The organism is Streptomyces sp. NPDC001156 (assembly GCF_053598275.1).
Map to the genome: position 1 here is coordinate 19,618 of NZ_JBSFJX010000009.1, position 20,132 is coordinate 39,749.

The following is a 20,132-nucleotide window of genomic DNA, read 5'->3' on the forward strand; positions in this document are numbered from 1 at the left end:
GTAGACCACGGCGATGTTTTCGCACGTGTGAGCGACGCAAGGGTAGTTGAAGAAAATCCCGTCGGTGGAAATCCCCTTTCTTTGAACACCCACCGTCACGCCCGCCGTACATCCCTGAAACGGGACAGTCCGGGGCACAGCGAGGGATGACGATGGACCATGACCAGGTCTCCGCACGCGAGTTGATCGCAGGAAGATACCGGGCACTCGAGGTCGCCCACGAGGAGGAGGGCCGGGCCGTCCGGCTCGGTGAGGACCTGGAGTTCGGGCGCCCCGTCACGCTCACCGCGTCCCGGCTCACGGCGCTGCGGCCCGAGGTCACTCCGCGCCGCACGGTCGCCCGGATCCTGCGTGAGTCGGAGGCCATGGAAGTGCTGTGCCCCGGCCGGGTCGCCAGCGTCCTCGACGTCGTCGACGACAACGGTGTCCTGTGGACCGTGGCGGAGCGGATCCCGGGCACGCCCCTCGGGGCGCTCCTGACCCGCGGCCCGCTGAACTATGTGCGGGCCGCCCGCATCGGCCTCGGCATCCTCGATGTGCTGGAGGCCGCCCACCGCCGGGGGGTGACGCACGGCGACCTGAGCCCCGGGCAGGTGTTCGTCCAGGAGAGCGGCGGAGTCGTGGTGACGGGATTCGGGCTGATCGGCACGTCCGTCACCCAGCGGGTCACCGCGCCGACCTACGCCTCCCCGGAACAGGCGCGTGGTTCGAGCGCGGGCCCGGCGGCGGACCAGTGGGCACTGGGGGCGCTGCTGTACGCGATGGTGGAGGGACGTCCGCCGTTCAAGGACCGGGGCCCAGTCGAGGCGACGCTGCGCGCCGTGGACCGGCTGCCGCTGCGCGCCCCCACGAACGCCGGCCCGCTCGCTCCGGCCGTCACGGGGCTGCTGCGGCGCGACGCCCTGGAACGGGTGCCGGAGCCTGTGGTGCGCGCATCGTTGACGCGCATCGTGAACGACGACTTCGACGCAGCCGCTGCGGAGACGCTAATGCCGCGCCTCCAGGGCGCGTGGCAGTTCGCCCACCGAGCCGGGCGGGCGTGGGGCACGCCGGTGGTGCGCCGGTCGGTGCTGGCGGGCGCGGGCCTCATGGTCGTCGCCTCGTCTGTCGCCGTCCTCGTCGCGGCGGGCCAATCGGACGGCGGCCGTACGTCCGCGTCCGGTACCCAGCCGTCCCGCTCCAGCGCACCCTCCGCCTCGGCAGACCGCACCGGTCGCAACGCGTCTCCGCCCGCGACGGCTCCGGCTCCCTCCCCCTCCTCCGGCGCCGCTCGGGACCCGAACGCCGGCTTCACCCCCTACGCCGCGCCCGAGGGCTTCTCCATCCTCCTGCCGCAAGGATGGCAGCGCATCAACACGCAGAGCGCCGCCGAGGGCACCTACCGCGCGACGTTCGGGACGAGCGGGGACCCGCGCACGCTGACGGTCACCTCCGGCGTGCGACTCGGTCCGGACCCGGTCGCGATCTGGGAGGCCCTGGAGCCGTCCCTCAAGGACACCTACACCGGCTACACACGGGTGGGCGACATCAGACCCGTCACCTACCAGGGCCGCATGGGCGCCGACATGGAGTGGCTGTCCACGGTGGACGGCGTCCGGGTGCACACCTTCGGCCGGGGCTTCCTGACCGGCGACGACCGGGGCTACTCGCTGCGCTGGACGACCCCGGTCACCGACGCCGGGAGCGCGGAGAACCAGCGGGCGCTCGACGTGTTCCTGCGGTCCTTCCGCCCCAGGCCGTCCTGACGGCGCGCCAGGTCACCGGAAGAGGGGCATCCGCAGCCCGGTCCGCGCCCCCGTGCGGACCGGACCGCGGATGGGGTGACGGCCTGGTTCAGGCCACCACCGGACGCCGGCTGTTCACCGGCGGCTCTAGGACGCGCGACGGTCCGTCGTGCGTTGCGCCAGCCACAACCCCACCGCCTCCGCGATCGGCTGTCCGGTCTGCAGTTCCACGAAGCCGAACTGCCCGCCCTGGTTGCACTCCAGGAACCACCACAGCCCGTCCTCGTCCTCCGCGAAGTCGAAGGCGGCGTAGGCGAGTCCCGCCAGCGCCAGATACGCGTGGACGGACTTCACGATGCGGTCGGGCACCACCGTGCTCTCCCAGGCGTAGCCGGTGTCGCCGTACCGGCCGTCGACCTGCCCGGGCGCGGTCCTCTTGCGGGCACCGAAGAGACGGGGGCCGACGCAGGTCAGGCGGATGTCGGCGCGCTTGGGGATGTAGCGCTGCAGCAGGGCGGGACCGGACGCGACGGCGGAGAAGTCGGCGTCGGGTCCGATGCGCGTGGTGGGCAGCGCCAGCGCCGGGTCCTCGGGCGGCGGTCCCGAGGCCGCCTTCACGACGACGTCCCGGTACTCCTCGGCGAACTGCTTGGCCACGCGCGGCGCGGTGGTGATGACGGTCGGCGGGACGGCGAAGTCGCTGAGGTGGGCAATCCGCAACTGCCACGGTTTGTGGCAGGCCTGCTCGGCGTTGCGCGGGTGGTTCATCCACCGCGTCGAGGCCGAGTACAGCATGCCGTACAGCGCCTGACGGGTCTCCGCCGTCAGCCACGGCGAGGACTGAGGGGCGTGCGCGGCCGGTTCACCGGGCCGGCGCACCCACACCGAACGCAGGCCCGCCATGCTCAGGACGTGCCCGTTGACCGATAGGTGGCCGTCGAAGTCGCCGTGGGCGTAGTCGGCGGACAGCACCACCTTGCCGGGCACGTCGGCCGGGTCCAGGCGCACCACGGGAACGCCCCGCTCGTGCAGCACGGCCACCACCATGTCGGCGGTCACGTCCTCCTCGGACGTAAGGATGAGGACCGTCATGCGCGTACGGCCGTCAGTCGTCGAAGTGCGTCTGGGAACCGGCGGTGGACGTCGTCGTGCCGGCCGCCAGCAGCAGCTCGCGGTCGCTCACGGCGGGACGGCCGTCGGGGAGCACGTTCAACTGCCGGGAGTAGTCGAAACGGTACGGCGTCACCACAGCCGGAAGCCCTCTGGGCCGGGCATAGTTGAGAGTGAACGGTCGCACGGGAAACCTCCGCGTTCTTGAGGCGGCTCTTCCCAACTCCTTACGCATTCCTCGCGTAAGGAATTCATCACTTTCCGCCACATCAGGGTGAAGGTCATCACATCGGCGGCGGACAACCGGCCGGTGCGGCAGGGTGTCCCACAAGCCGGATGCACGTTGTCAGTGCCCTCGGCAACAATGCGGGTAGAGATCATCTTGTCCCCGGACAAGACACCGTCCGCCCGTGCCCCGAAAGGCTGACCGCCCATGACGCGCCCTCGGCTCAGTTCCCGTGCTGCCGAAGTGCTGCGCCTGATCACCGACGAGCGCGCCCCGGTCTTCCTCACGGTGCAGGGCAACGGGCGGCGGCGCTGGGGCTGTTGGCGGTCCGGGGGCCGTCCTGTGGCACTGCCCACCGACGAGTGTGACGCGCTGTACGCCGCAGGACGGATCGTGCTCGGCGACCCGGTCGTCGACCGGGCCAAGACCATGTACCGGGTGCGAGCCGCCGCGCGCGGAGCGTCCCGCTCGGCACGCTCCGCGCTGACGGCCTGACGGCTCCGGCATGCTGACGGCCCGTCCGGTCGGGACGGACCGCCGCGCGGTCGCCTTCCCGGTGCCTACCAGCGGCCCTCGACCTGCTCCTTGATCCGCCGGTCGTACAGCTCCCGGACGGCGTCGAGCGTCTCCTGCGGGAGCGGCGGCATCTTGGCGACCGCCGCGTTGGCGCGAGCCTGGTCCGCGGACCGGGCACCAGGGATCACCGTGGTCACCCCGGGCTGCTGGACGATCCAGGCTAGCGCCAGCTGGGCCGGGGTGAAGCCCTCAGGAGCGAGCGCCGCGAACTCGGCCGCCGCCTCCACCCCCGTCCCGAAGTCGACACCGGAGAACGTCTCGCCCTGGTCGAAGGCCTCGCCGTGCCGGTTGTAGGAGCGGTGGTCGTTCGCGGCGAAGACCGTGTCCTTCGTGTACTTGCCCGACAGCAGGCCGGAGGCCAGCGGCACCCGCGCGATGATGCCCACGCCGGCCTCCTGGGCGGCCGGGAGGACCTTGCGCAGCGGCTTCATCCGGAACGGGTTGAGGATGATCTGCACGCTCGCCACGTTCGGGCGGGCGATCGCGGTCAGCGCCTCGTCACAGGTCTCCACACTCACGCCGTAGGCGGCGATCCGGCCCTCCTCGACCAGTGTGTCGAGGGCGTCGTACACCTCGTCGGAGGAGTAGACGGGCGTCGGCGGGCAGTGCAACTGGACCAGGTCGATGCGGTCGACGCCGAGGTTGCGCCGGGAACGGTCGTTCCAGGCACGGAAGTTGTCCAGGACGTAGTTCTGCGGGATCTGGTCGAGGCGGCGGCCCATCTTGGTCGCCACCAGCACGTGCAGATCCGGCCTGCCGAGCAGGAAGGCCGCGATGGTCTGCTCACTGCGTCCGTCCCCGTACACGTCCGCGGTGTCGAAGAAGGTCACGCCCGACTCGGCCGCCGCCTCCAGCACCTCATGGGCGTCCTTGTCGTCGACGTCACCCCAGTCCGCGCCCAGTTGCCAGGTACCCAGGCCGATGACCGACGCGTGCTGTCCCAACCTGCGGAATTCTCGCTCTTCCATACGGCCAGTTTGTCATCCGCACTCGCCCGGGAACGGAATACCCCGTCCTGCGCGCCGCCAGGGGGACGCGATCACCGGCCGGCTCCGGCGCGACCACTCGCGCCGACTAGATTGATGGCCGCCGACCGAGGAGAAGCCAGCCATGCCCGCCCGCCCCCGCCTCCTGTACGTGACCGACCTGGCCTACGAGGCCCGGGGTCGGCGTTACTGCGACGAGGACATCGCGCTCTCCTCCCGGTTGCGCGCGGACTTCGACATCGCCCTGTGCCATCCGCTGGACGCGGAGGCGCTGATGGACGGCTACGACGCCGTCGTGGTGCGCAACAGCGGACCGGTGCTGCACTACCAGGAGCAGTACGACTCCTTCCGCGCCCGGGCCGCGGCATGCGGGACCCGTGTGTACAACCCGCTGACCGGACAGGCCGACATGGCCGGCAAGCAGTACCTGCTCGACCTGACCGCCGCCGGGTACCCGGTCATACCCACCGCCGACCAGCCCGAGGACCTGGTCCGGTTGCCCGCGAGCGATCTGTACGCGGTCAAGCCCAAGGCCGGTGCGGACTCCATCGGTCTGGAGTTCCTGCCATCCGACCGGCTCGGGGCCCTGTCCTGGGGCGACGTCCTGGTCCAGCCGCGCATCGACTTCCGCTACGAGGTGTCGTTCTACTACGTGGACGACGCCTTCCTGTACGCGCTCCACGCCCCGGATCCCGGCCGCCGCTGGGACCTCGTGCCCTACGAGCCCACGGTCGCCGACCTGGCCTTCGCCCGGCGCTTCATCGGCTGGAACACCCTCGAGCACGGCATCCAGCGTGTGGACGCCTGCCGCACCCGGGAGGGGGAGCTCCTGCTGGTCGAGCTGGAGGACCTCAACCCCTACCTGTCCCTCGACCTCGTCCCCGCCGAGACCCGTGACGCCTTCGTCGCGGCGATGACGGCCTCGCTCCACGGGTATCTGCGGACGGAGCCCCGCGTCTGAGGTCCTCTCCCGACCGCCGTACCGGGACGGTCGGCCGGCGGCGGGCAGTGCGGGGCACGCCCTTCGGGGCGGGCCCCGGTCCGGGTCAGGCGCGCAGCAGGCGTCGCAGCCAGCGCGCACGGGCCGTCCGGGCCTCCTGGGAGAGCCGGGCCTGCGGGGCGAAGCCGTCGAAGCCGTGGAAGCCGCCCGGCCACACATGGAGTTCGGCGACCCCGCCCGCCTGCCAGATCCCGGTGGCGTAGGCGACGTCCTCGTCCCGGAACGTCTCCGCCGAGCCGACGTCGATGAAGGCGGGCGGCAGGCCCGACAGATCGGTGGCGCGGGCCGGGGCGGCGTACGGGGAGACGTCCGGGCCGCCGCGGGTGTCGCCGAGCAGCGCGCCCCAGCCTGTCGCGTTGGCGGTGCGGTCCCACGCTCCGTGCCCCGCCATCTGGCGGGCGGAGTACGAGTCGTTGCGGTCGTCGAGCATCGGGCACAGCAGCATCTGGCCGAACAGGGAAGGACCGCCGCGGTCCCGTGCGAGCAGGGCCAGTGCCGCGGTGAGGCCCCCGCCCGCGCTGCTGCCGGCGACGACGATCCGTTCGGGGTCGACGCCGAGTTCCTTCGCCTGCCCGGCCGTCCACACCAGCCCGGCGTAGCAGTCCTCGACCGGGGCCGGGTGCGGGTGCTCCGGGGCCAGCCGGTATTCCACGGAGACCACGACGAGCCCCAGCTCCTCGGCCAGGTCGAGCATCTCGTCGACGCCCATCCGGTTGTTGCCGACGATCATCCCGCCGCCGTGCGTGTGGTAGACGGCCGGCAGGGGGGCGCTCGCATCGGCCGGCCGGCAGATGAGCACGGAGACCTCCGGCGCACCGGCCGGGCCGGGCACCGTCCGTTCCTCGACCTCGAAGGCGCCGCCGCGGCGCAGGTGGTCGTCCGTGGGCGGCGGCAGGAGCAGGCTCGCGCGGACCTCGGGGATCGCCTCGGGCGGGAAGCCCGGTGGCAGCGCTTCTGCGGTGAGGTCCAAAGCCGCCGCCAGCTCCGGATCGAAGGGCGGAGGAGGAAGGACCGGACCGTCGTCCGCCGCTGCGGAGGAGGCCCCCGGCTCGGCGGTCATGGCTGCTCCTCGCGTCGTGGCCAGGCCCCTGCGGCCGGTGCGTTCACGGTGCCCACGGGGGCCGTCGTCCCGGTACACGCCGTGCGCGGGAGTCCCTCGCCGCACAGCGGGAACCCGACGACCCTCCGGGTCTGTACCCCGGCGGCCTTCTTCCATGACACCTGTCGTCCGCTCGCGGCCGGCCCGCAGCCGGCCGCGAGGGCGCCGGCCCCGCCCTGACGGAAGTGCGTTCCCGGCGGACCGGGGCCGGCTCGCCTTCTCAGGCGTGTGCCAGGCTCTCCAGACGCAGCTCTACGTCGACCTCCTGGTCGCCGGCGACCACGCCCAGCTGGTGGACGTCGTACATCGCGTCCAGCGCCTGACGGAGTCGCTCCACCGCCAGGGGCTCGCCCTGGAGTTCGAGCTTCACGGGGCCCGAGAGGGAAGGCGGCGACGTCTGCTCGGAGGCGCCCGAGGTGGCCGATGTGTCGAACGTCCCGGTCCACATCGTGGGCCTGGACCCTTCGGTCTCATGGGGCACGTCCTCGGCACTGCGGTCCGAGCCGAAGCGCCGGCACAGTTCGGCGAACAGCCTTCCGGCGTCCGACGCCGAGCAGTCGCTGACCACCACTTCGACCTGTGGTGCGTGGGCTACGGGCGAGTTCACGGCCGCTCCTCTCCTTCGCTGACCGACGCGGGTACCCCACCCCCGACACCCCCATGCACGACGGTACGGCCGAAGCGGCGGGCGCGCCTGTCGGAGCCGCGTCCGCCCTGGTGGAGACAAGGCCCCTGGTCAGCGCCGCGGGTGAGCTATGTTGAGGTTCCCGGGACATGAAGGAGGCGGTCCGGTGTCGTCCCCGCAGAAGGCACGCGCGCAGGCGGCTGCGATCACTGCGGGCAAGACGGTCCCGGAGGCAGGTGCTTCCCCGACGTCCCAGCTCAGAGAGTTGTTCGACGGTCCTCGGCTGTCCCCCGGCCATCGCCGGATCGCCCAGTATCTGATCGAGCACATCACCGAGGCCGCCTTCCTGTCGATCACCGATCTCGCCGAGCGGGCGGGGGTCAGCCAGCCCTCGGTGACCCGTTTCGCTGCGGCCGTGGGCTTCAGCGGCTACCCGGCGCTGCGGGAGAAGCTCCAGTCCATCGCCCTGAGCACACTGGGCAGCCCGGGCACGCCGCCGGAGTCGCGCAGCAACGAACTGCAGGCGGCCGTGGACGCCGAGATCGAGAACCTGGAGAACCTGCGCCGGGACTTCGCCGATCCCGACGAGGTGATCCGGGTCGGTCGCGCGCTGTCGGAGTCGACGCCGCTGACCGTGATGGGGCTGAGGATCTCCGGATCGCTCGCCGAGTACTTCGCGTACGGGGCCCGGCGCATCCACCCGGACGTACGGCTGGTGACGCGCGGGGGCACGGTGGCCTACGACGCGCTGCTGCAGTCCCGCGAGGCGGGCGGTACCTGGGTGCTGGCGTTCGGAATGCCCAGGCACGCCCAGGAGACCCTGACCGCGGTGCAGGTGGCACGCACCGCGGGGCTCAAGGTCGCGCTGATCACGGATCTGGGGCTGGGGCCGCTGGCCGACGAGGCCGACGTCGTCTTCGCCACGGGCACCGGGTCGCGCCTGGTCTTCGACTCGTACGCCGCGCCCGGTCTGATCGCCGCGGCCCTCCTGCAGGCCATGACGGACGCCGACCCGGAGCGGACGCAGGCCCGCCTCGAGGAATACGAGCAGATCGCCGACCAGCACCAGTTCTTCCTCAAGGACTGACCCGCCTCGTCCTCGAGGCCTACCGGGGATGGCGTCCGCGCTCCGTGCGGCTCCTTGCCCCGGCCTCCTCTTGCACAGAAGGCCCGCAGTCCGCCTCGGCTCGATCACAAGACGGGATCGTTCTCCACAAATCCTGGGTGAATTTTTTCATGTCCTTGCGTACCCGTAGGTATATATAAATACTGCTCGCGGATCGTGACCCGGACCCCCGGGCCACGCCGTACGGACATCCCGGGCGTCCGCTCCTACCCACGGACTCCTGGTGTCCGGCCGGGCCCCGCTGCGCGGGCGTCCATGGCGGCGGCTCCGGTCCTCCCCTAGGCCGGGGCCGCCCCCAAGTCGCCGTACCACCCTGAGCCGACGTGACCCGGAAGCGAAGATCATGGCCTTGACGACGTACTCGCCGATCAGCTCGGACTGGCCGTGCCAGGTCAAGACACCCGGTAGCTACGACTGGGAGCGTTCGGCGGCCAAGTGGCTGCGCGACCTCGTACCAGCGCGCTACGCGAGCTACCCGGCCCTGATCCGCCATCCGGTCCTGCTCGCCCGGCACGCCCAGATCCAGGTGCAGCAGGAAGTGCGGGTGGCCCGGACGGCGCTGCAGACGGCCCGCACCGAGCTGCCCGCTCTGGGTCTGCCCGAGTCTGTCATCGAGCACACCATCAGGCTGTACGCCGCCGAGGTCATGCAGCTCCAGCACATCGCGCGCAGCGTACGGGCGGTCAGCCAGGCACTGCTGGAGAGCAGTTCCACCCGCGCCGGTCACTGACGGCACGGCGCCGCGCCCCTCCTTCCGCGTCCGTGCGGGGCATTGCGCCCCGACGCGGGCACTGCCCGCCGCGAAGCCGGGCATCCGTAGGATGGGACGACTCCTACGGATGCCTGGAGCTGTGCATGGACTCCACCACCTGGATCCTGATCGCCGCCGTCGCGGTCCTCGCGGCGGTGGTGCTCGGCGTGGCGCTCGCCCTGCTGCGGCGGCTGGTCCGCACCCGTCGTGATCTGCGCCGGGCCGGACTGCCCACAGGGCCCCGCTGGGTCTTCTGGGGTGCGATCCTGTACTTGGTGCTGCCCACCGATCTGCTGCCCGATCCCGTCTATCTGGACGACATCGGTGTGCTGCTGCTCGCCCTCAGGTCGATGCGTGCCGCCGTTCCGGTGCGGGAACCCGGGCGCGGCGGCGGCGCGTTGTCCGACTGACGGGCGGCGGCCGCGCGGCCGCACGCGTCCTGGCAGCGGCACGGACGAGCGGGCGGCACGATGAACGAGCTGGTTCCCGGGGGCAATCTGGCCCTCCCGGACGGCACCCTGACGCTCCGGGTGCCCGGACCCTTCGACGTTTCGGCGCTCGTCACCGACGCCGGCGGAAAGGTGCACGGCGACGCCGACTTCGTGTTCTACAACCAGCCGTCCGCGCCGGGCGTCCGGCTGCTCGACGGGGAACTGAGCGTCCGCCCCGCCGGGTTCAGGGCCGGAGCCGAACGCGTCACCGTGGTGGTCAGTCCCGCCGACCCGTCCCTGTCCCTGAGCGCCCTGCCCGCCCCCACGCTGTACGTCGCAGGACCCGGTGGCCGCGCCGTCGCCCACTTCACCCCGCCACGCCCGCGGCAGGAGACCGTTCTACTCCTCGCCGAACTCTACCGCCGGGGCGCGGGCTGGAAGCTGCGCGCGCTGGGGCAGGGCTATGCGGACGGACTGGCGGGCGTGGCCCGGGACTTCGGCGTGGACGTGGCGGACGACCCGGCACCGGCACCCCCCCCTCGCCCCCGCGCCGATGCCGTTGCCGCCTCCCGACGGCTTCCTGGACCTCGTCAACTCGGCCCGCGCCAGGACCGGTTCACCTGCCGTCTCGCTCGACGCGCGACTCACGGCGGCAGCGCATGCGCACGCCGCGGGGATGGCCGCCCGTGGCGCTCTGGCCGGGGAGAGCGCGGACGGCGTCTCCGTGCACCAGCGCATCACCGCGACCGGGTACGCGTATCTGACGGTCGGCGAGCACCTGGTCTCCGGTCCGCGCGATCCGGCCGAGTTCGTGGACTACTGCCTCGGCGACGAGCGGTCGCGCCGCACCCTGTGCGAGCCCGCGTTCACCCAGGCAGGTGTGGCCTGGGTTCCCAATCCGCGCTCGGGCGACCTGTACTGGACGGCGCTGTGGGCCCGGCCCTTCTCGGCTGCCGGGCTGGTGCGGACGGCCGAGGAGGTGGTCGCGCTGACCAACGCGGAACGGGCCGCGGCCGGTCTGCCGCCGCTCGCGGCCGATCCCCTGCTCTCCGCCGCGGCTCAGGCGCACAGCGCGGACATGGTGGCCCGAGCGTTCTACGCCCACACCTCCCCCGACGGCCGCGAGCCCTGGGACCGCGCCGCAGCCGCGGGCTCCCGCCACCACACGATCGGCGAGAACATCGCGTGCGGCCAGCGCTCCCCCGCCGAGGTCGTGCGCGGCTGGATGGACAGCCCCGGTCACCGCGCCAACATCCTCAAGCCGGCCTTCACCCATATCGGCGTCGGCTTCGTCGGCGGCGGCCGGGCGGGAACGTACTGGACACAGCTGTTCGGCGGCTGAGAGCGCCCTCCGACTCACCCGAACCTCACCGCACAGGTCTTCCACTCTTCGGCGTATGCCGCTACACGCTGGAGTACCCATCACCGGGCGCGTGGGGAGACGGGCGCCGCCCCGCACACCGGAACCAGGATTGTGAGGCGGTACGGTGGCGGACTTCTCGCGCAGGACCGGCGTCGCGGGCGGCACCGGCGGCATCGGTGCGGCGCTCGTCAGGACGCTGGCCGAACGGGGCAGCGACGTGGCGTTCTCCTACCTGGCCAACGAGCGGCTGGCAGCGACCCTCGTCGGGGAGGTCGAGAAGTGCGGGCGCCAGTGCCTGGCGCTCAGGCTGGACCTGAGCGAGGAGTCCGCCACAGCTCGGGCGGTACACCGGGCCGCCGATTCCCTCGGCGGGCTCCACACCCTTGTCTACGCGGCGGGCCCGCATGTGCCGATGGTGCATCTGAGCAGGGTCTCCCCCGGCCAGTACCGGGCGCAGCTGAACGCGGACGCCGCGGCGTTCTTCAATCTGGTGCATCCGGCACTGCCGGTGCTGCGGGAGAGCCGGGGCAGCGTCGTCGCCGTCACCACCGTCGCCACCCGCAGGTTCCCGGTGCGCGACGGGCTGTCGGCGGGAACGAAGGGCGCGGTCGAGGCGGTCGCTCGGGCGTTCGCCGCCGAGGAGGGCCGGTACGGCGTGCGCGTGAACTGCGTAGCACCCGGCATGCTGACGGACGGCATGGCGGCACGGCTGATGGCGACCGGTGAACTCGACGAGGCGGCGCTGGAGATCGCCCGGCGCAACATCCCGCTGCGCCGGTTCGGCACCGCGGTGGACGTCGCGGAGGCGGTCGCGTTCCTCGCCTCCGAGCGGGCCGGGTTCATCACCGGGCAGGTGCTCGGCGTCGACGGCGGGTACAGCGTCTGACGCGGATCACCCGTCATGTCCGACCCGCTTGGACGGGGCACGGCACCGGTCCGCCCACCGTGCCGGACGGGCACGGTGAGCGGCGGCGGGCCGGTCCCCGGTCAGGCCTTCTTGCCGGGCCGGTTGTTGGGACGCCGGTGCAGGGGCTGGTCGAGCGCCGCGCGGGGCCTGAGGGGCGGGATGTCGAGGGTCTGCGGTTTGTCGACGTCCAGGGTGAGCGGTGCACCGTGGTGGTGGACCGTCAGCGGCTCTCCGCCCATCAGGGTGTACGTGGCCGTCGTACGGTCGATCTCCACCCGCAGCCGGCGGTCCCGCAGCTCCAGCGTGAACGCGAGACGGCCGATCTTCTCCGGGACACGCGGCGCGAAGTCGACCCTCGTCCCGTGGTGGCGCAGTCCGCCGAAGCCCGCGACGAGCGCCATCCAGGTACCGGCGAGAGACGCGATGTGCAGGCCGTCGCGGGTGTTGTGCTCCAGGTCCTGCAGGTCCATCAGGGCCGCTTCGTGCAGATAGTCGTAGGCGAGCGAGAGATGGCCCGTCTCCGCCGCGATGACGGCCTGGCAGCACGCGGACAGAGAGGAGTCCCGCACGGTGAGGGGTTCGTAGTAGGCGAAGTTGCGCGCCTTCTGCTCCGGGTCGAAGCAGGGGCTGCACGTGTACATCGCCAACACGAGGTCGGCCTGCTTGATCACCTGCTTGCGGTACAGGTCGAAGTACGGGAAGTGCAGCAGGAGCGGGTACTGGTCGGGGCGGGTCGCGGCGAAGTCCCAGCGCTGGTAGCGGGTGAACCCGGCGTGCTGTTCGTGCACGTCCAGGTCGTCGTTGTACGGGCCGTGCATCGCCTCGGCGGCATCACGCCAGGCGGCGCTCTCCTCCTCACCGACGCCCAGTTCCTCGGCCCGGCGCGGATGCCGCCCCACAGCGTCCGCGGCGGCCTGCAGGTTCGCCTGGGCCATCAGATTGGTGTACGTGTTGTCGTCGGCGACCGCGCTGTACTCGTCGGGGCCCGTCACTCCGTCGATGTGGAAGGTGCCGCGCTGGTCGTGGTGGCCGAGCGAGCGCCACAACCGGGCTGTTTCCACGAGAAGTTCGACGCCGGTGTCGCGTTCGAAGCGTTCGTCGCCGGTGGCTGCCGTGTAACGCACGACGGCGTCGGCGATGTCGGCGTTGACATGGAAGGCGGCGGTGCCGGCCGGCCAGTAGGCCGAACCCTCCGAGCCCTCGATGGTCCGCCACGGGAACGCGGCGCCGCGCAGCCCGAGTTGCGCCGCCCGCTCCCTGGCGGCGGGCAGTGTGTTCTGCCGCCACCGCAGCGCCTCGGCGACCGCGCCGGGCGAGGTGTAGGTCAGCAGCAGCAGCACGAACATCTCGGTGTCCCAGAAGGCGTGGCCGTCGTAGCCGGAGCCGGTCAGCCCCTTGGCGGGAATGGCGCGCTGCTCGGCGCGGGCCCCGGCCTGCAGAACGTGGAAGAGGGCGAACCGCACCGCCTGCTGGATCTGCTCGTCACCCTCCACCTCGACGTCCGAACGCGCCCAGAAGTCGTCCAGGTAGGCCCGCTGTTCGGCGACGAGTCCCACCCAGCCGACGCTGGCGGCGGCGGCCAGCGCCGCGTCCACCTGGTCGCTGATCGCGGGCAGCGAGCGGGTGCCGGACCAGCCGTAGGAGACGAACTTCTCCACGCGCAACCGCTCGCCCTCCTTGAGAGCGGAGGCCACGGTGAGCCGGGCGAGGTCGTCGGTCGCCTCACTCTTCGTCGTGGTCGGCTCGGGACCGCTGACCACATGGTCGGCCGCGGCACCGACCCTGAGACCGCTGCGGCGCGTGCGGTGCACCAACCGCAGCCGGTCGCTCGAGGCGAAGTGCTCCTCCGACTGCAGGGGTGACTCCAGGACCATGGCGGCTCGCGGATCGCCGTTGTGGCCGGGCAGTTGTTCGTTGGCCACCAGTTCCGACTGCACGACGATACGGGCGGGCCCGTCGACGGCCTCCACCTCGTAGGCGACCGCGGCGATGGCACGCTGGGTGAAGGAGACCAGGCGCGTCGAGCGCACCCGAACCGTCGTGCCGGCCGGTGAGGTCCACTCGCAGGTACGGGTGAGCGTGCCCGCCCGCAGGTCCAGGACTCGTTCGTGGGAGCGAAGCCGCCCGTAGCGCAGGTCGAAGGGCTCGTCGTCCACCAGCAGACGGACGACCTTGCCGTTGGTGACGTTGATGACGGTCTGACCGGACTCCGGATAGCCGTACCCCGCCTCGGCATAGGGCAGGGGGTGCAGTTCGTGGACGCCGTTGAGGTAGGAGCCCGGCAGTCCGTGCGGCTCGCCCTCGTCGAGGTTGCCGCGCCAGCCGACGTGCCCGTTGGACAGCGCGAACACGGACTCGCTCTGCGGGAGGACGTCGAGGTGCAGCCCCCGCTCGCGCAGCACCCAGGGTTCGACGGCGTACGAGGTGTGGGTGATCAACGCCGCTCCCCCAGTTCCGCAAGGTCCGGTACGACGACGTCGGCGCCGTGGGCGCGCAGCGCGTCCGCCTGACCGACGCGGTCCAGGCCGACGACGTACCCGAAGTGGCCCGAGCGCCCGGCGTCCATGCCCGCGAGCGCGTCCTCGAAGACCGCCGCCGCCTTGGGCTCGACGCCGAGGTCGTGGGCGGCGGCGAGGAAGGTGTCCGGGTGCGGTTTACCCGGAAGGTGCCGCTCGGCGGCGACGACACCGTCGATGCGCACTTCGAAGAGGTGCTCGGCATCGATCGACCGCAGGATGTCCCGGCAGTTGGCGCTGGAGGAGACGACGGCCGTGCGCAGACCGGCGGCACGCACCGCCTCGACGTAGCGGATCGTGCCGTCGTAGGCCTCGACACCGCGGGTGCGGATCAGCTCCAGGAGCAGTTCGTTCTTGCGGTTGCCCAGACCGTGGACGGTCTCCCGGTCCGGCGGGTCGTCGGGAGCGCCTTCGGGCAGCCGGATGTCCCGGGAGGCCAGGAAGGTGCGCACGCCATCGGCGCGGGGGCGGCCGTCGACGTATTCGTCGTAGTCCGCGACCTCGTCGAAGGGGCGGTATGCGTCCCCGTCCCGTTGATGCAGGAAGTCGTCGAACGTCTGCTTCCACGCGGCCGCGTGGACGACGGCGGTCTTGGTGATGACCCCGTCGAGATCGAAGAGGCAGGCCTGGATGCCGTCCGGAAGACCGAGCTCTGTCATAGGAGCCACTTTCCCCGAAGAACGCCGGGCAGAGAGTAATGAGCACCACATTCGGCCCCGGCGGTACCACCCGGTTGCCGCTGGGTGGCCGTGGCGGGCACGTGGGCGGGGCGCTTCAGGAACGTCTGAACCGTCTCCCGCCGTGCTCCCGGCCGAGCGCGTGCAGATACTCGAGGGCGTCCACGACGACCGTACGGTCGTACCAGCCGAGCCACTCGCCCGCCTCGGCGCCGACCCGGTCGAGCGTCCTGGTCTGAGCCGCCGTCAGCCCTTTGATAGGGCGGTCCAGGTGGACCGAGACCACTCCGACACACGTTCCCGCAGCGGTGGTCAGCGGCACGCTGTGGCAGGCACGGCTGCCCGCACGCAGGATCGTCTCGCGGACGGGTCCGGTGAGCACCGGGTCCGTGGCCACGTCCTCGACGGTGATCTGTGCGACCTTCTGGGCAGCCAGCCCGCACGCGGTACCGACTTCCTCGACATGGCTGAAGAAGTCGACGAAGTCGGCGGACAGGCCGGTGTGCTTCTCCAGGAGCAGACCGCCCGTCGCACGGTCGCGCGTCTGCACATTGGCCATGTCCGAGCTGACGACCGCGAGGGCCTGGCTGAGCACGGCGCTCAGCACCGCGCCCCGGTTGCCACCCCGGGCCCGTCCGGCCCCGTCGAAGGTCAGTCGGGGCTCGGCGCGGCGGGCCCGCCGGGGAAACCACAGCGCCTCCCGCTCGTCCGGGCGCTGGGCGCGCGTCAGGGCCCCCGCGAGGGTGCGCAACTTGACGTTGTACTGCTGGGAGGCCCGCTGGAGCAGAGCGAACGCGCTCTCGGCGTCCGGCAGGCCATAGCGTTCCCGCAGCAGGCCCTGTGCCTCGGAGATCAGCGGATGCGCGCGCAGCCGGGCCCGCAGATGCCGGACCTCGGCCCGCATCAGCTCCAGCTCCTCCGCTTCATCCTGCTCATGCCCTGGCGACTCACTCATACGATGCCCTGATCCCTTCCCGCGAGGCGGCGTGCCGTGCGCGCGGTGCCGTGTCCCCGCATGCCCCGGAATCCCATGCCTACACCGACGGCTCCCCGGCCGCCCGGTGCCTCGGCCGTGGCGGCCGTGAGCCGCTTCTCCTTCTCGCGCTCCGGCGCCGTCTCTGGTCCAATGGCGGGGACCCACCCCCGGCAGCGAGCGGCTCACCCCCATGACCTTCGACGACCTTCTCCAGCGGGCCGCGTCCCTCGCCGGCTCCGGCCGCCGTGCGATCCTCGGCATCGCCGGCGCCCCGGGGGCGGGCAAGACGACACTCGCCGAACGCCTGGTGCGCGACCTCAACGACGGCGGCCAGCCGTGGGCGGCGCACGTCCCGATGGACGGCTTCCACTTGGCCGACGTGGAGCTGGAGCGGCTGGGGCGCCGCGATCGCAAGGGCGCGCCGGACACCTTCGACGCGGCGGGGTACGCGGCGCTGCTGCGGCGCCTGCGCGAGGAGGACGCGGAGACGGTGTACGCGCCAGGCTTCGAGCGGGTGCTGGAACAGCCGATCGCGGGAGCCCTCCCGGTCCCGGTGGCGACGCGCCTGGTCGTCACGGAGGGCACCTACCTGCTGCTGGACACCGGTGCCTGGGCGCGGGTTCGCCCGCAGCTGGACGAGGTGTGGTTCTGCGAGACGGACGAGCGGCAGCGCATCGAGCGGCTGGTGGCCCGCCACGAGGAGTTCGGCAAGGACCACGACGCGGCGGTGGCATGGGTGCTGGGCACGGACCAGCGCAACGCGGACCTGGTGGCGATCACCCGGGACCTGGCGGACCTGATCGTGCCGGAGACGGCGCTGCCCGCGCCCTCGGCACCGCAGCCCGGCCCGAACCATGTGCCGGTGGCTCGCCGGTGACCGGTCCCACGGTGCCGGGCAGCACGGTCAGGGGACCGCGCCGCTGAATCCGCCTCTCGCCCGCCACCGGCGGGTCAGGCCCGCAGGGTGAGCACCGGTTCGCCGCTCGCATCGCCCGTCGGCTCGCCGATCGTCGCCTCGAAGGCCTCCGTGCGCACCGTCAGCCCCTCCGCGGTGTGCTCGAGGACCGGGGCGTAGCGCCCTCCGGGGCCGTACCGCACGGCGAACACGCACAGATCGTCCGGGATACCGGGGGCCGGTTCCACTTCGAGCGCGGTGGAGGACACCAGATGGCGCCAGCCGTCGTCCGGGTTGCCGTAACCGCGCGGGTCGGCGGCGAGGGCGAAGGCCGCCTGTTCCTGGGTGCTCTCCGCATCTGCCGCGAAGTGCTCGACGCCCGCCATCCGCGGGTGCGTGAGCCTCAGTTCGCCGGCGGCCTCCGCCTGCGCCTCCGCCGTTCTGCGCACCCGGTCGCCGTCGTCCGCGGCATACGGCAGGCCGGCCAGCAGGTACGGCGTTCCGTCGAGCCGTTCCACCGCGACCGTCATCCACAGGCTTTTGCCGTCGGTGACGTACAGGGACCTGACGTGCCGCAGGACATGGTCACGGCCGACGACCGGTTTGCTGACCAGCTTGGCCGCCAGAGCGTCGGTCCGGATGTCGCGGACCCGTACCCGGCCCATCGGCCGGCACAACAGGAAACCGTCGGTCACCGGGCCGAAGCCGTGCTGGCGGTTCACGGCGGCCGGCAGGTAGTAGGTGCCGCCGGCCTCCACCAGCGACGGGGTCATCCGGTCGTCGAAGGCCACCGAGACCGTGCCCGCCCGCAGTTGGTGGCGGGCGATCCCCGTAGACGGCGTCCGGTGCCAGCGTGCCGGGTTCTGGATCTGCCAGACCAGCATGAAGGCGAAGTGGCCGTCGATGCCCCCGTCCAGGTGGACCGCGTGCCGCCCCCAGCGCGTGTCGCCCCGGTAGCGGCCCAGATCGGAACCGATGCGGCCGCTGAAGTAGCGCAGGCCGAGGACGGACTCGAAGCCGGAGTGCTGCTCGCTGTAGCGGGGGCCTCCGATGTCGAAACCCCCGTTGGTCAGGCGTGCGTCGATGTAACGGGCGAGCGCGTCGCCGTCCTCGGTGAAGACGTCCTCGCCGCTGACCCGGTGTGCCTGGGCCAGGAAGGAGAGCGAGATCGGGCCGTAGTTGTTGTCGTACGCGCCTCCGTGCTCGGGCGGCAGCAGCGCACCCCGGTCCAGCACCCGGTGGGCACGGATCCGGTCCGCGTACAGGCTCAGCGCCCGGGCGCGGACCGGCTCGGCTTCGGAGGAGGGGAGGTGGCGGGCCAGCATCAGGCCGCCCACCACGCAGCCGATCGCCTGATTGCCCGCCTCCTGCGGGTTGAAGAAGGTCGCCTCGGTCAGCCAACGCCAGTACCCGTGCGCCACGGTGAGGAGGCCGGCGCGTTGTTCGCCGTCGAGGAGCCCGTCCGCCGCGTCGAGGAGGTTGACCGCCTGGAGCAGTGCCCAGACCGTGCTCGGCCAGTCGCCGATGGGGTGCGCTCCCGCATCAAGGACATAACGGGCGTATGGCAGCCCCGAGTCGCGGAGCCGAAGGTTGGGGTAGCCGGGGTTGTCGTCCGTGAACACCCGCTCGCGCAGATGGAACGCCAGGCTGCGGCAGACCGCCTCGGGCAGGCGCGGGTCCTTGGTGCGCTGCCAGGCCAGGGCCAGCAGCGCGGTGACGCCGAGCGAGGTGTCACCGACGTCGAGCAGGGCGCCGGGGTGTTCGAGGCTGCCCTCCGGCGTCAGGCGCTCCAGGGCCTCCTCGGTGACCTCGGCGAGGACGGTGTCGTACGCCACCGGGGTGTCCGCGAGGTCGTGCAACGGGCCCCGCTGGTACGGGAGATGCATGTCCGATATCCCTTCGAGCCGCAGTTCGCCGGGCCTTCGCCCAGCCTCTTACGGAAGTCGAGGAAGCAGATGAGCGCCGGGAGGAGGACGGGCGTCGACAGGGCGAACATCGCCCCGTGGGACTGGACGTTTCACCGAGGTGAAGAACGCGTCAGCCCCGAGGAACCCGGGCCGGTCAAATGCGGGTGGGTGCTGTTCGGGGCCGAATCGTAGAAAATCGTGTACTGCGGGGATCACAGTGGCCCGCACAAGGAGCAGGCACAGCGTGACGGTTGAAAGAGGATCCGTGCAGGACTCGACGTCCCTCGTGGTCGGTGTCGACGTGGGCGGCACCAAGACCCGTCTTCAGGCGGTCGCGGGTGAGGTATGCGTCGCCGACCATGTCCGGCCGAGCAGCGGCTGGCGTCCGCACGACCCCGCGGCCGCCGCCGACTGGCTGACCGCGCTCGTCCACGACGCACTGCCGCACGGCGTGCGTCCCTCGGCCGTCGCCGTGGGCGGGCACGCCTGCGAGACACCGCGCCAGTGCGAACAGATCCGGGCCGAACTGTGCGAACGGCTCCGGATACCGGCGTTGGTGGTGGGCGACGCCGAACTGCTGGTTCCCGCCGCGGGACTGGACAAGGGCGTCGGACTGGTCGCCGGCACCGGTTCGGTGGCGGTGGGCCGGCTCGGCGACGGCAGCCCCCTTCAGGTCGGCGGCTGGGGAGCCGTCCTCGGTGACGAGGGCGGTTCGGCCGGTCTCGTCCGTGAGGCGGCGCGGGCCGTCTGGGCGGCGCACGATCGCGGCGAGGCACCGGACGAGCTGGCGGTGCGCCTGATCGCCGCGTTCGGTGTACCCGAAGTCCCGGCACTCGGCGCGGCGCTGGAGAGCGCAGCGGACGTGTCCGCGGAATGGGGACGGCACGCACCGGTCGTGTTCGAGGCCGCCGAGGCCGGTTCCGCCCTCGCCCGCGAGGTGATCGCCGCGGGTGGCCGCTCACTGGCCGGGCTCGTCGTGCGGCTCGCCGACCGCGGGGTCCCTGTGGACCATGTCGTGGTCGCGGGCAGCACGGTGCTGGCCCAGCCCGCCCTGTACGACGCCTTCGCGGTCTCGCTCGCCGCGGCGCTGCCCGGCTCGCGGCCGAGTCCTTTGCGGGTACCGCCCGTCGAGGGGGCGGTGGCGCTGGCCCGTTCGATCCTGTGAGCCGGACGGTGCCGGTGAGCCGGGTCGGCGGACCGGCTCCCCGGCTGCTGACGCGGGAGCCGCCCGTCGCAC

The 20,132-nt window shown here is 72.0% G+C and carries 18 protein-coding genes and 1 pseudogene; 10 read left to right on the forward strand and 9 right to left on the reverse strand.

All coding sequences use genetic code 11. The features are described 5' to 3' along the window. The first annotated feature begins 152 nt into the window (after positions 1-152). Positions 153-1,745 (forward strand): serine/threonine protein kinase, encoded by a 1,593-nt coding sequence (locus tag ACWDA7_RS07265; protein WP_450603200.1) that lies wholly within the window; start codon positions 153-155, stop codon positions 1,743-1,745. Between the two features lie 126 nt (positions 1,746-1,871). Here the strand turns inward: ACWDA7_RS07265 and tgmB are convergent, their stop codons facing one another. Next, the gene (gene tgmB / locus ACWDA7_RS07270; RefSeq protein WP_450603201.1) at positions 1,872-2,816 is read right to left on the reverse strand and encodes an ATP-grasp ribosomal peptide maturase; all 945 of its coding nucleotides are present in this window, start codon (positions 2,814-2,816) and stop codon (positions 1,872-1,874) included. 13 nt (positions 2,817-2,829) lie between these two features. Beyond that, positions 2,830-3,021 carry a putative ATP-grasp-modified RiPP gene (tgmA, locus tag ACWDA7_RS07275; RefSeq protein ID WP_450603202.1) on the reverse strand — a complete coding sequence of 64 codons (192 nt, stop codon included), beginning with the start codon at positions 3,019-3,021 and terminating at the stop codon, positions 2,830-2,832. A gap of 246 nt (positions 3,022-3,267) precedes the next feature. Here tgmA and ACWDA7_RS07280 point away from each other — a divergent pair, with 246 nt between their 5' ends. Next, positions 3,268-3,555: a hypothetical protein gene (locus tag ACWDA7_RS07280; protein WP_450603203.1), complete on the forward strand. Its 288-nt coding sequence runs from the start codon at positions 3,268-3,270 to the stop codon at positions 3,553-3,555. A gap of 65 nt (positions 3,556-3,620) precedes the next feature. Here the strand turns inward: ACWDA7_RS07280 and ACWDA7_RS07285 are convergent, their stop codons facing one another. Next, the gene (locus ACWDA7_RS07285) at positions 3,621-4,604 is read right to left on the reverse strand and encodes an aldo/keto reductase (RefSeq protein WP_450603204.1); all 984 of its coding nucleotides are present in this window, start codon (positions 4,602-4,604) and stop codon (positions 3,621-3,623) included. Between the two features lie 142 nt (positions 4,605-4,746). On the opposite strand from ACWDA7_RS07285, the gene ACWDA7_RS07290 reads away from it, so the two are divergent. Next, positions 4,747-5,583: a hypothetical protein gene (locus ACWDA7_RS07290; RefSeq protein WP_450603205.1), complete on the forward strand. Its 837-nt coding sequence runs from the start codon at positions 4,747-4,749 to the stop codon at positions 5,581-5,583. A gap of 85 nt (positions 5,584-5,668) precedes the next feature. Here ACWDA7_RS07290 and ACWDA7_RS07295 read toward each other — a convergent pair whose 3' ends face one another. Next, positions 5,669-6,682: an alpha/beta hydrolase gene (locus tag ACWDA7_RS07295; RefSeq protein ID WP_450603206.1), complete on the reverse strand. Its 1,014-nt coding sequence runs from the start codon at positions 6,680-6,682 to the stop codon at positions 5,669-5,671. A 259-nt stretch (positions 6,683-6,941) separates the two neighbouring features. Further along, positions 6,942-7,328: a hypothetical protein gene (locus ACWDA7_RS07300; RefSeq protein ID WP_450603207.1), complete on the reverse strand. Its 387-nt coding sequence runs from the start codon at positions 7,326-7,328 to the stop codon at positions 6,942-6,944. A gap of 184 nt (positions 7,329-7,512) precedes the next feature. Here ACWDA7_RS07300 and ACWDA7_RS07305 point away from each other — a divergent pair, with 184 nt between their 5' ends. From ACWDA7_RS07305 to ACWDA7_RS07325, 5 genes and pseudogenes are all read left to right on the forward strand, one after another. After that, a complete protein-coding gene (locus ACWDA7_RS07305) occupies positions 7,513-8,433 on the forward strand; it encodes an SIS domain-containing protein (protein ID WP_432936092.1) in 921 nt (306 codons plus the stop codon). Between the two features lie 382 nt (positions 8,434-8,815). Further along, positions 8,816-9,202 (forward strand): hypothetical protein, encoded by a 387-nt coding sequence (locus ACWDA7_RS07310; RefSeq protein WP_450603208.1) that lies wholly within the window; start codon positions 8,816-8,818, stop codon positions 9,200-9,202. 125 nt (positions 9,203-9,327) lie between these two features. After that, positions 9,328-9,633, forward strand: coding sequence for a DUF1232 domain-containing protein (locus ACWDA7_RS07315; protein ID WP_450603209.1), 306 nt, complete (start codon positions 9,328-9,330; stop codon positions 9,631-9,633). Positions 9,634-9,693: 60 nt separating this feature from the next. Further along, positions 9,694-10,996 (forward strand): annotated as a pseudogene (locus tag ACWDA7_RS07320) (CAP domain-containing protein). A 145-nt stretch (positions 10,997-11,141) separates the two neighbouring features. After that, positions 11,142-11,903, forward strand: coding sequence for an SDR family NAD(P)-dependent oxidoreductase (locus ACWDA7_RS07325; protein ID WP_450603210.1), 762 nt, complete (start codon positions 11,142-11,144; stop codon positions 11,901-11,903). A 101-nt stretch (positions 11,904-12,004) separates the two neighbouring features. Here ACWDA7_RS07325 and ACWDA7_RS07330 read toward each other — a convergent pair whose 3' ends face one another. The 3 genes from ACWDA7_RS07330 to ACWDA7_RS07340 form a co-directional block, all read right to left on the reverse strand. After that, positions 12,005-14,362: a glycoside hydrolase family 65 protein gene (locus ACWDA7_RS07330; protein WP_450603211.1), complete on the reverse strand. Its 2,358-nt coding sequence runs from the start codon at positions 14,360-14,362 to the stop codon at positions 12,005-12,007. Further along, positions 14,359-15,099 carry a beta-phosphoglucomutase family hydrolase gene (locus ACWDA7_RS07335; RefSeq protein ID WP_359397587.1) on the reverse strand — a complete coding sequence of 247 codons (741 nt, stop codon included), beginning with the start codon at positions 15,097-15,099 and terminating at the stop codon, positions 14,359-14,361. The genes ACWDA7_RS07330 and ACWDA7_RS07335 overlap by 4 nt, the downstream gene beginning before the upstream one ends. Before the next feature lie 115 nt (positions 15,100-15,214). Then, positions 15,215-16,072 carry an ANTAR domain-containing protein gene (locus ACWDA7_RS07340; RefSeq protein WP_450603212.1) on the reverse strand — a complete coding sequence of 286 codons (858 nt, stop codon included), beginning with the start codon at positions 16,070-16,072 and terminating at the stop codon, positions 15,215-15,217. Between the two features lie 211 nt (positions 16,073-16,283). On the opposite strand from ACWDA7_RS07340, the gene ACWDA7_RS07345 reads away from it, so the two are divergent. Continuing rightward, positions 16,284-16,970, forward strand: coding sequence for a nucleoside/nucleotide kinase family protein (locus ACWDA7_RS07345; protein WP_450603213.1), 687 nt, complete (start codon positions 16,284-16,286; stop codon positions 16,968-16,970). Between the two features lie 74 nt (positions 16,971-17,044). On the opposite strand, the gene ACWDA7_RS07350 is transcribed toward ACWDA7_RS07345, so the two are convergent. Further along, on the reverse strand, positions 17,045-18,874 hold the full coding sequence (locus ACWDA7_RS07350; RefSeq protein WP_450603214.1) for a hypothetical protein: 1,830 nt from the start codon (positions 18,872-18,874) through the stop codon (positions 17,045-17,047). A gap of 286 nt (positions 18,875-19,160) precedes the next feature. Between ACWDA7_RS07350 and ACWDA7_RS07355 the strand changes: the two genes are divergently transcribed. Further along, entirely contained in the window at positions 19,161-20,060 is a 900-nt protein-coding gene (locus ACWDA7_RS07355) for an N-acetylglucosamine kinase (RefSeq protein ID WP_450603283.1), read from the forward strand. Positions 20,061-20,132 lie beyond the last annotated feature (72 nt).

Bases quoted from the DNA above. Each gene is read 5' to 3' on its own strand.
- ACWDA7_RS07265 (WP_450603200.1), top strand. From the start codon at position 153: ATGGACCATGACCAGGTCTCCGCACGCGAGTTGATCGCAGGAAGATAC.
- tgmB (WP_450603201.1), bottom strand. From the start codon at position 2,816: ATGACGGTCCTCATCCTTACGTCCGAGGAGGACGTGACCGCCGACATG.
- ACWDA7_RS07280 (WP_450603203.1), top strand. From the start codon at position 3,268: ATGACGCGCCCTCGGCTCAGTTCCCGTGCTGCCGAAGTGCTGCGCCTG.
- ACWDA7_RS07285 (WP_450603204.1), bottom strand. From the start codon at position 4,604: ATGGAAGAGCGAGAATTCCGCAGGTTGGGACAGCACGCGTCGGTCATC.
- ACWDA7_RS07290 (WP_450603205.1), top strand. From the start codon at position 4,747: ATGCCCGCCCGCCCCCGCCTCCTGTACGTGACCGACCTGGCCTACGAG.
- ACWDA7_RS07295 (WP_450603206.1), bottom strand. From the start codon at position 6,682: ATGACCGCCGAGCCGGGGGCCTCCTCCGCAGCGGCGGACGACGGTCCG.
- ACWDA7_RS07310 (WP_450603208.1), top strand. From the start codon at position 8,816: ATGGCCTTGACGACGTACTCGCCGATCAGCTCGGACTGGCCGTGCCAG.
- ACWDA7_RS07315 (WP_450603209.1), top strand. From the start codon at position 9,328: ATGGACTCCACCACCTGGATCCTGATCGCCGCCGTCGCGGTCCTCGCG.
- ACWDA7_RS07335 (WP_359397587.1), bottom strand. From the start codon at position 15,099: ATGACAGAGCTCGGTCTTCCGGACGGCATCCAGGCCTGCCTCTTCGAT.
- ACWDA7_RS07340 (WP_450603212.1), bottom strand. From the start codon at position 16,072: ATGAGTGAGTCGCCAGGGCATGAGCAGGATGAAGCGGAGGAGCTGGAG.
- ACWDA7_RS07345 (WP_450603213.1), top strand. From the start codon at position 16,284: ATGACCTTCGACGACCTTCTCCAGCGGGCCGCGTCCCTCGCCGGCTCC.
- ACWDA7_RS07350 (WP_450603214.1), bottom strand. From the start codon at position 18,874: ATGCATCTCCCGTACCAGCGGGGCCCGTTGCACGACCTCGCGGACACC.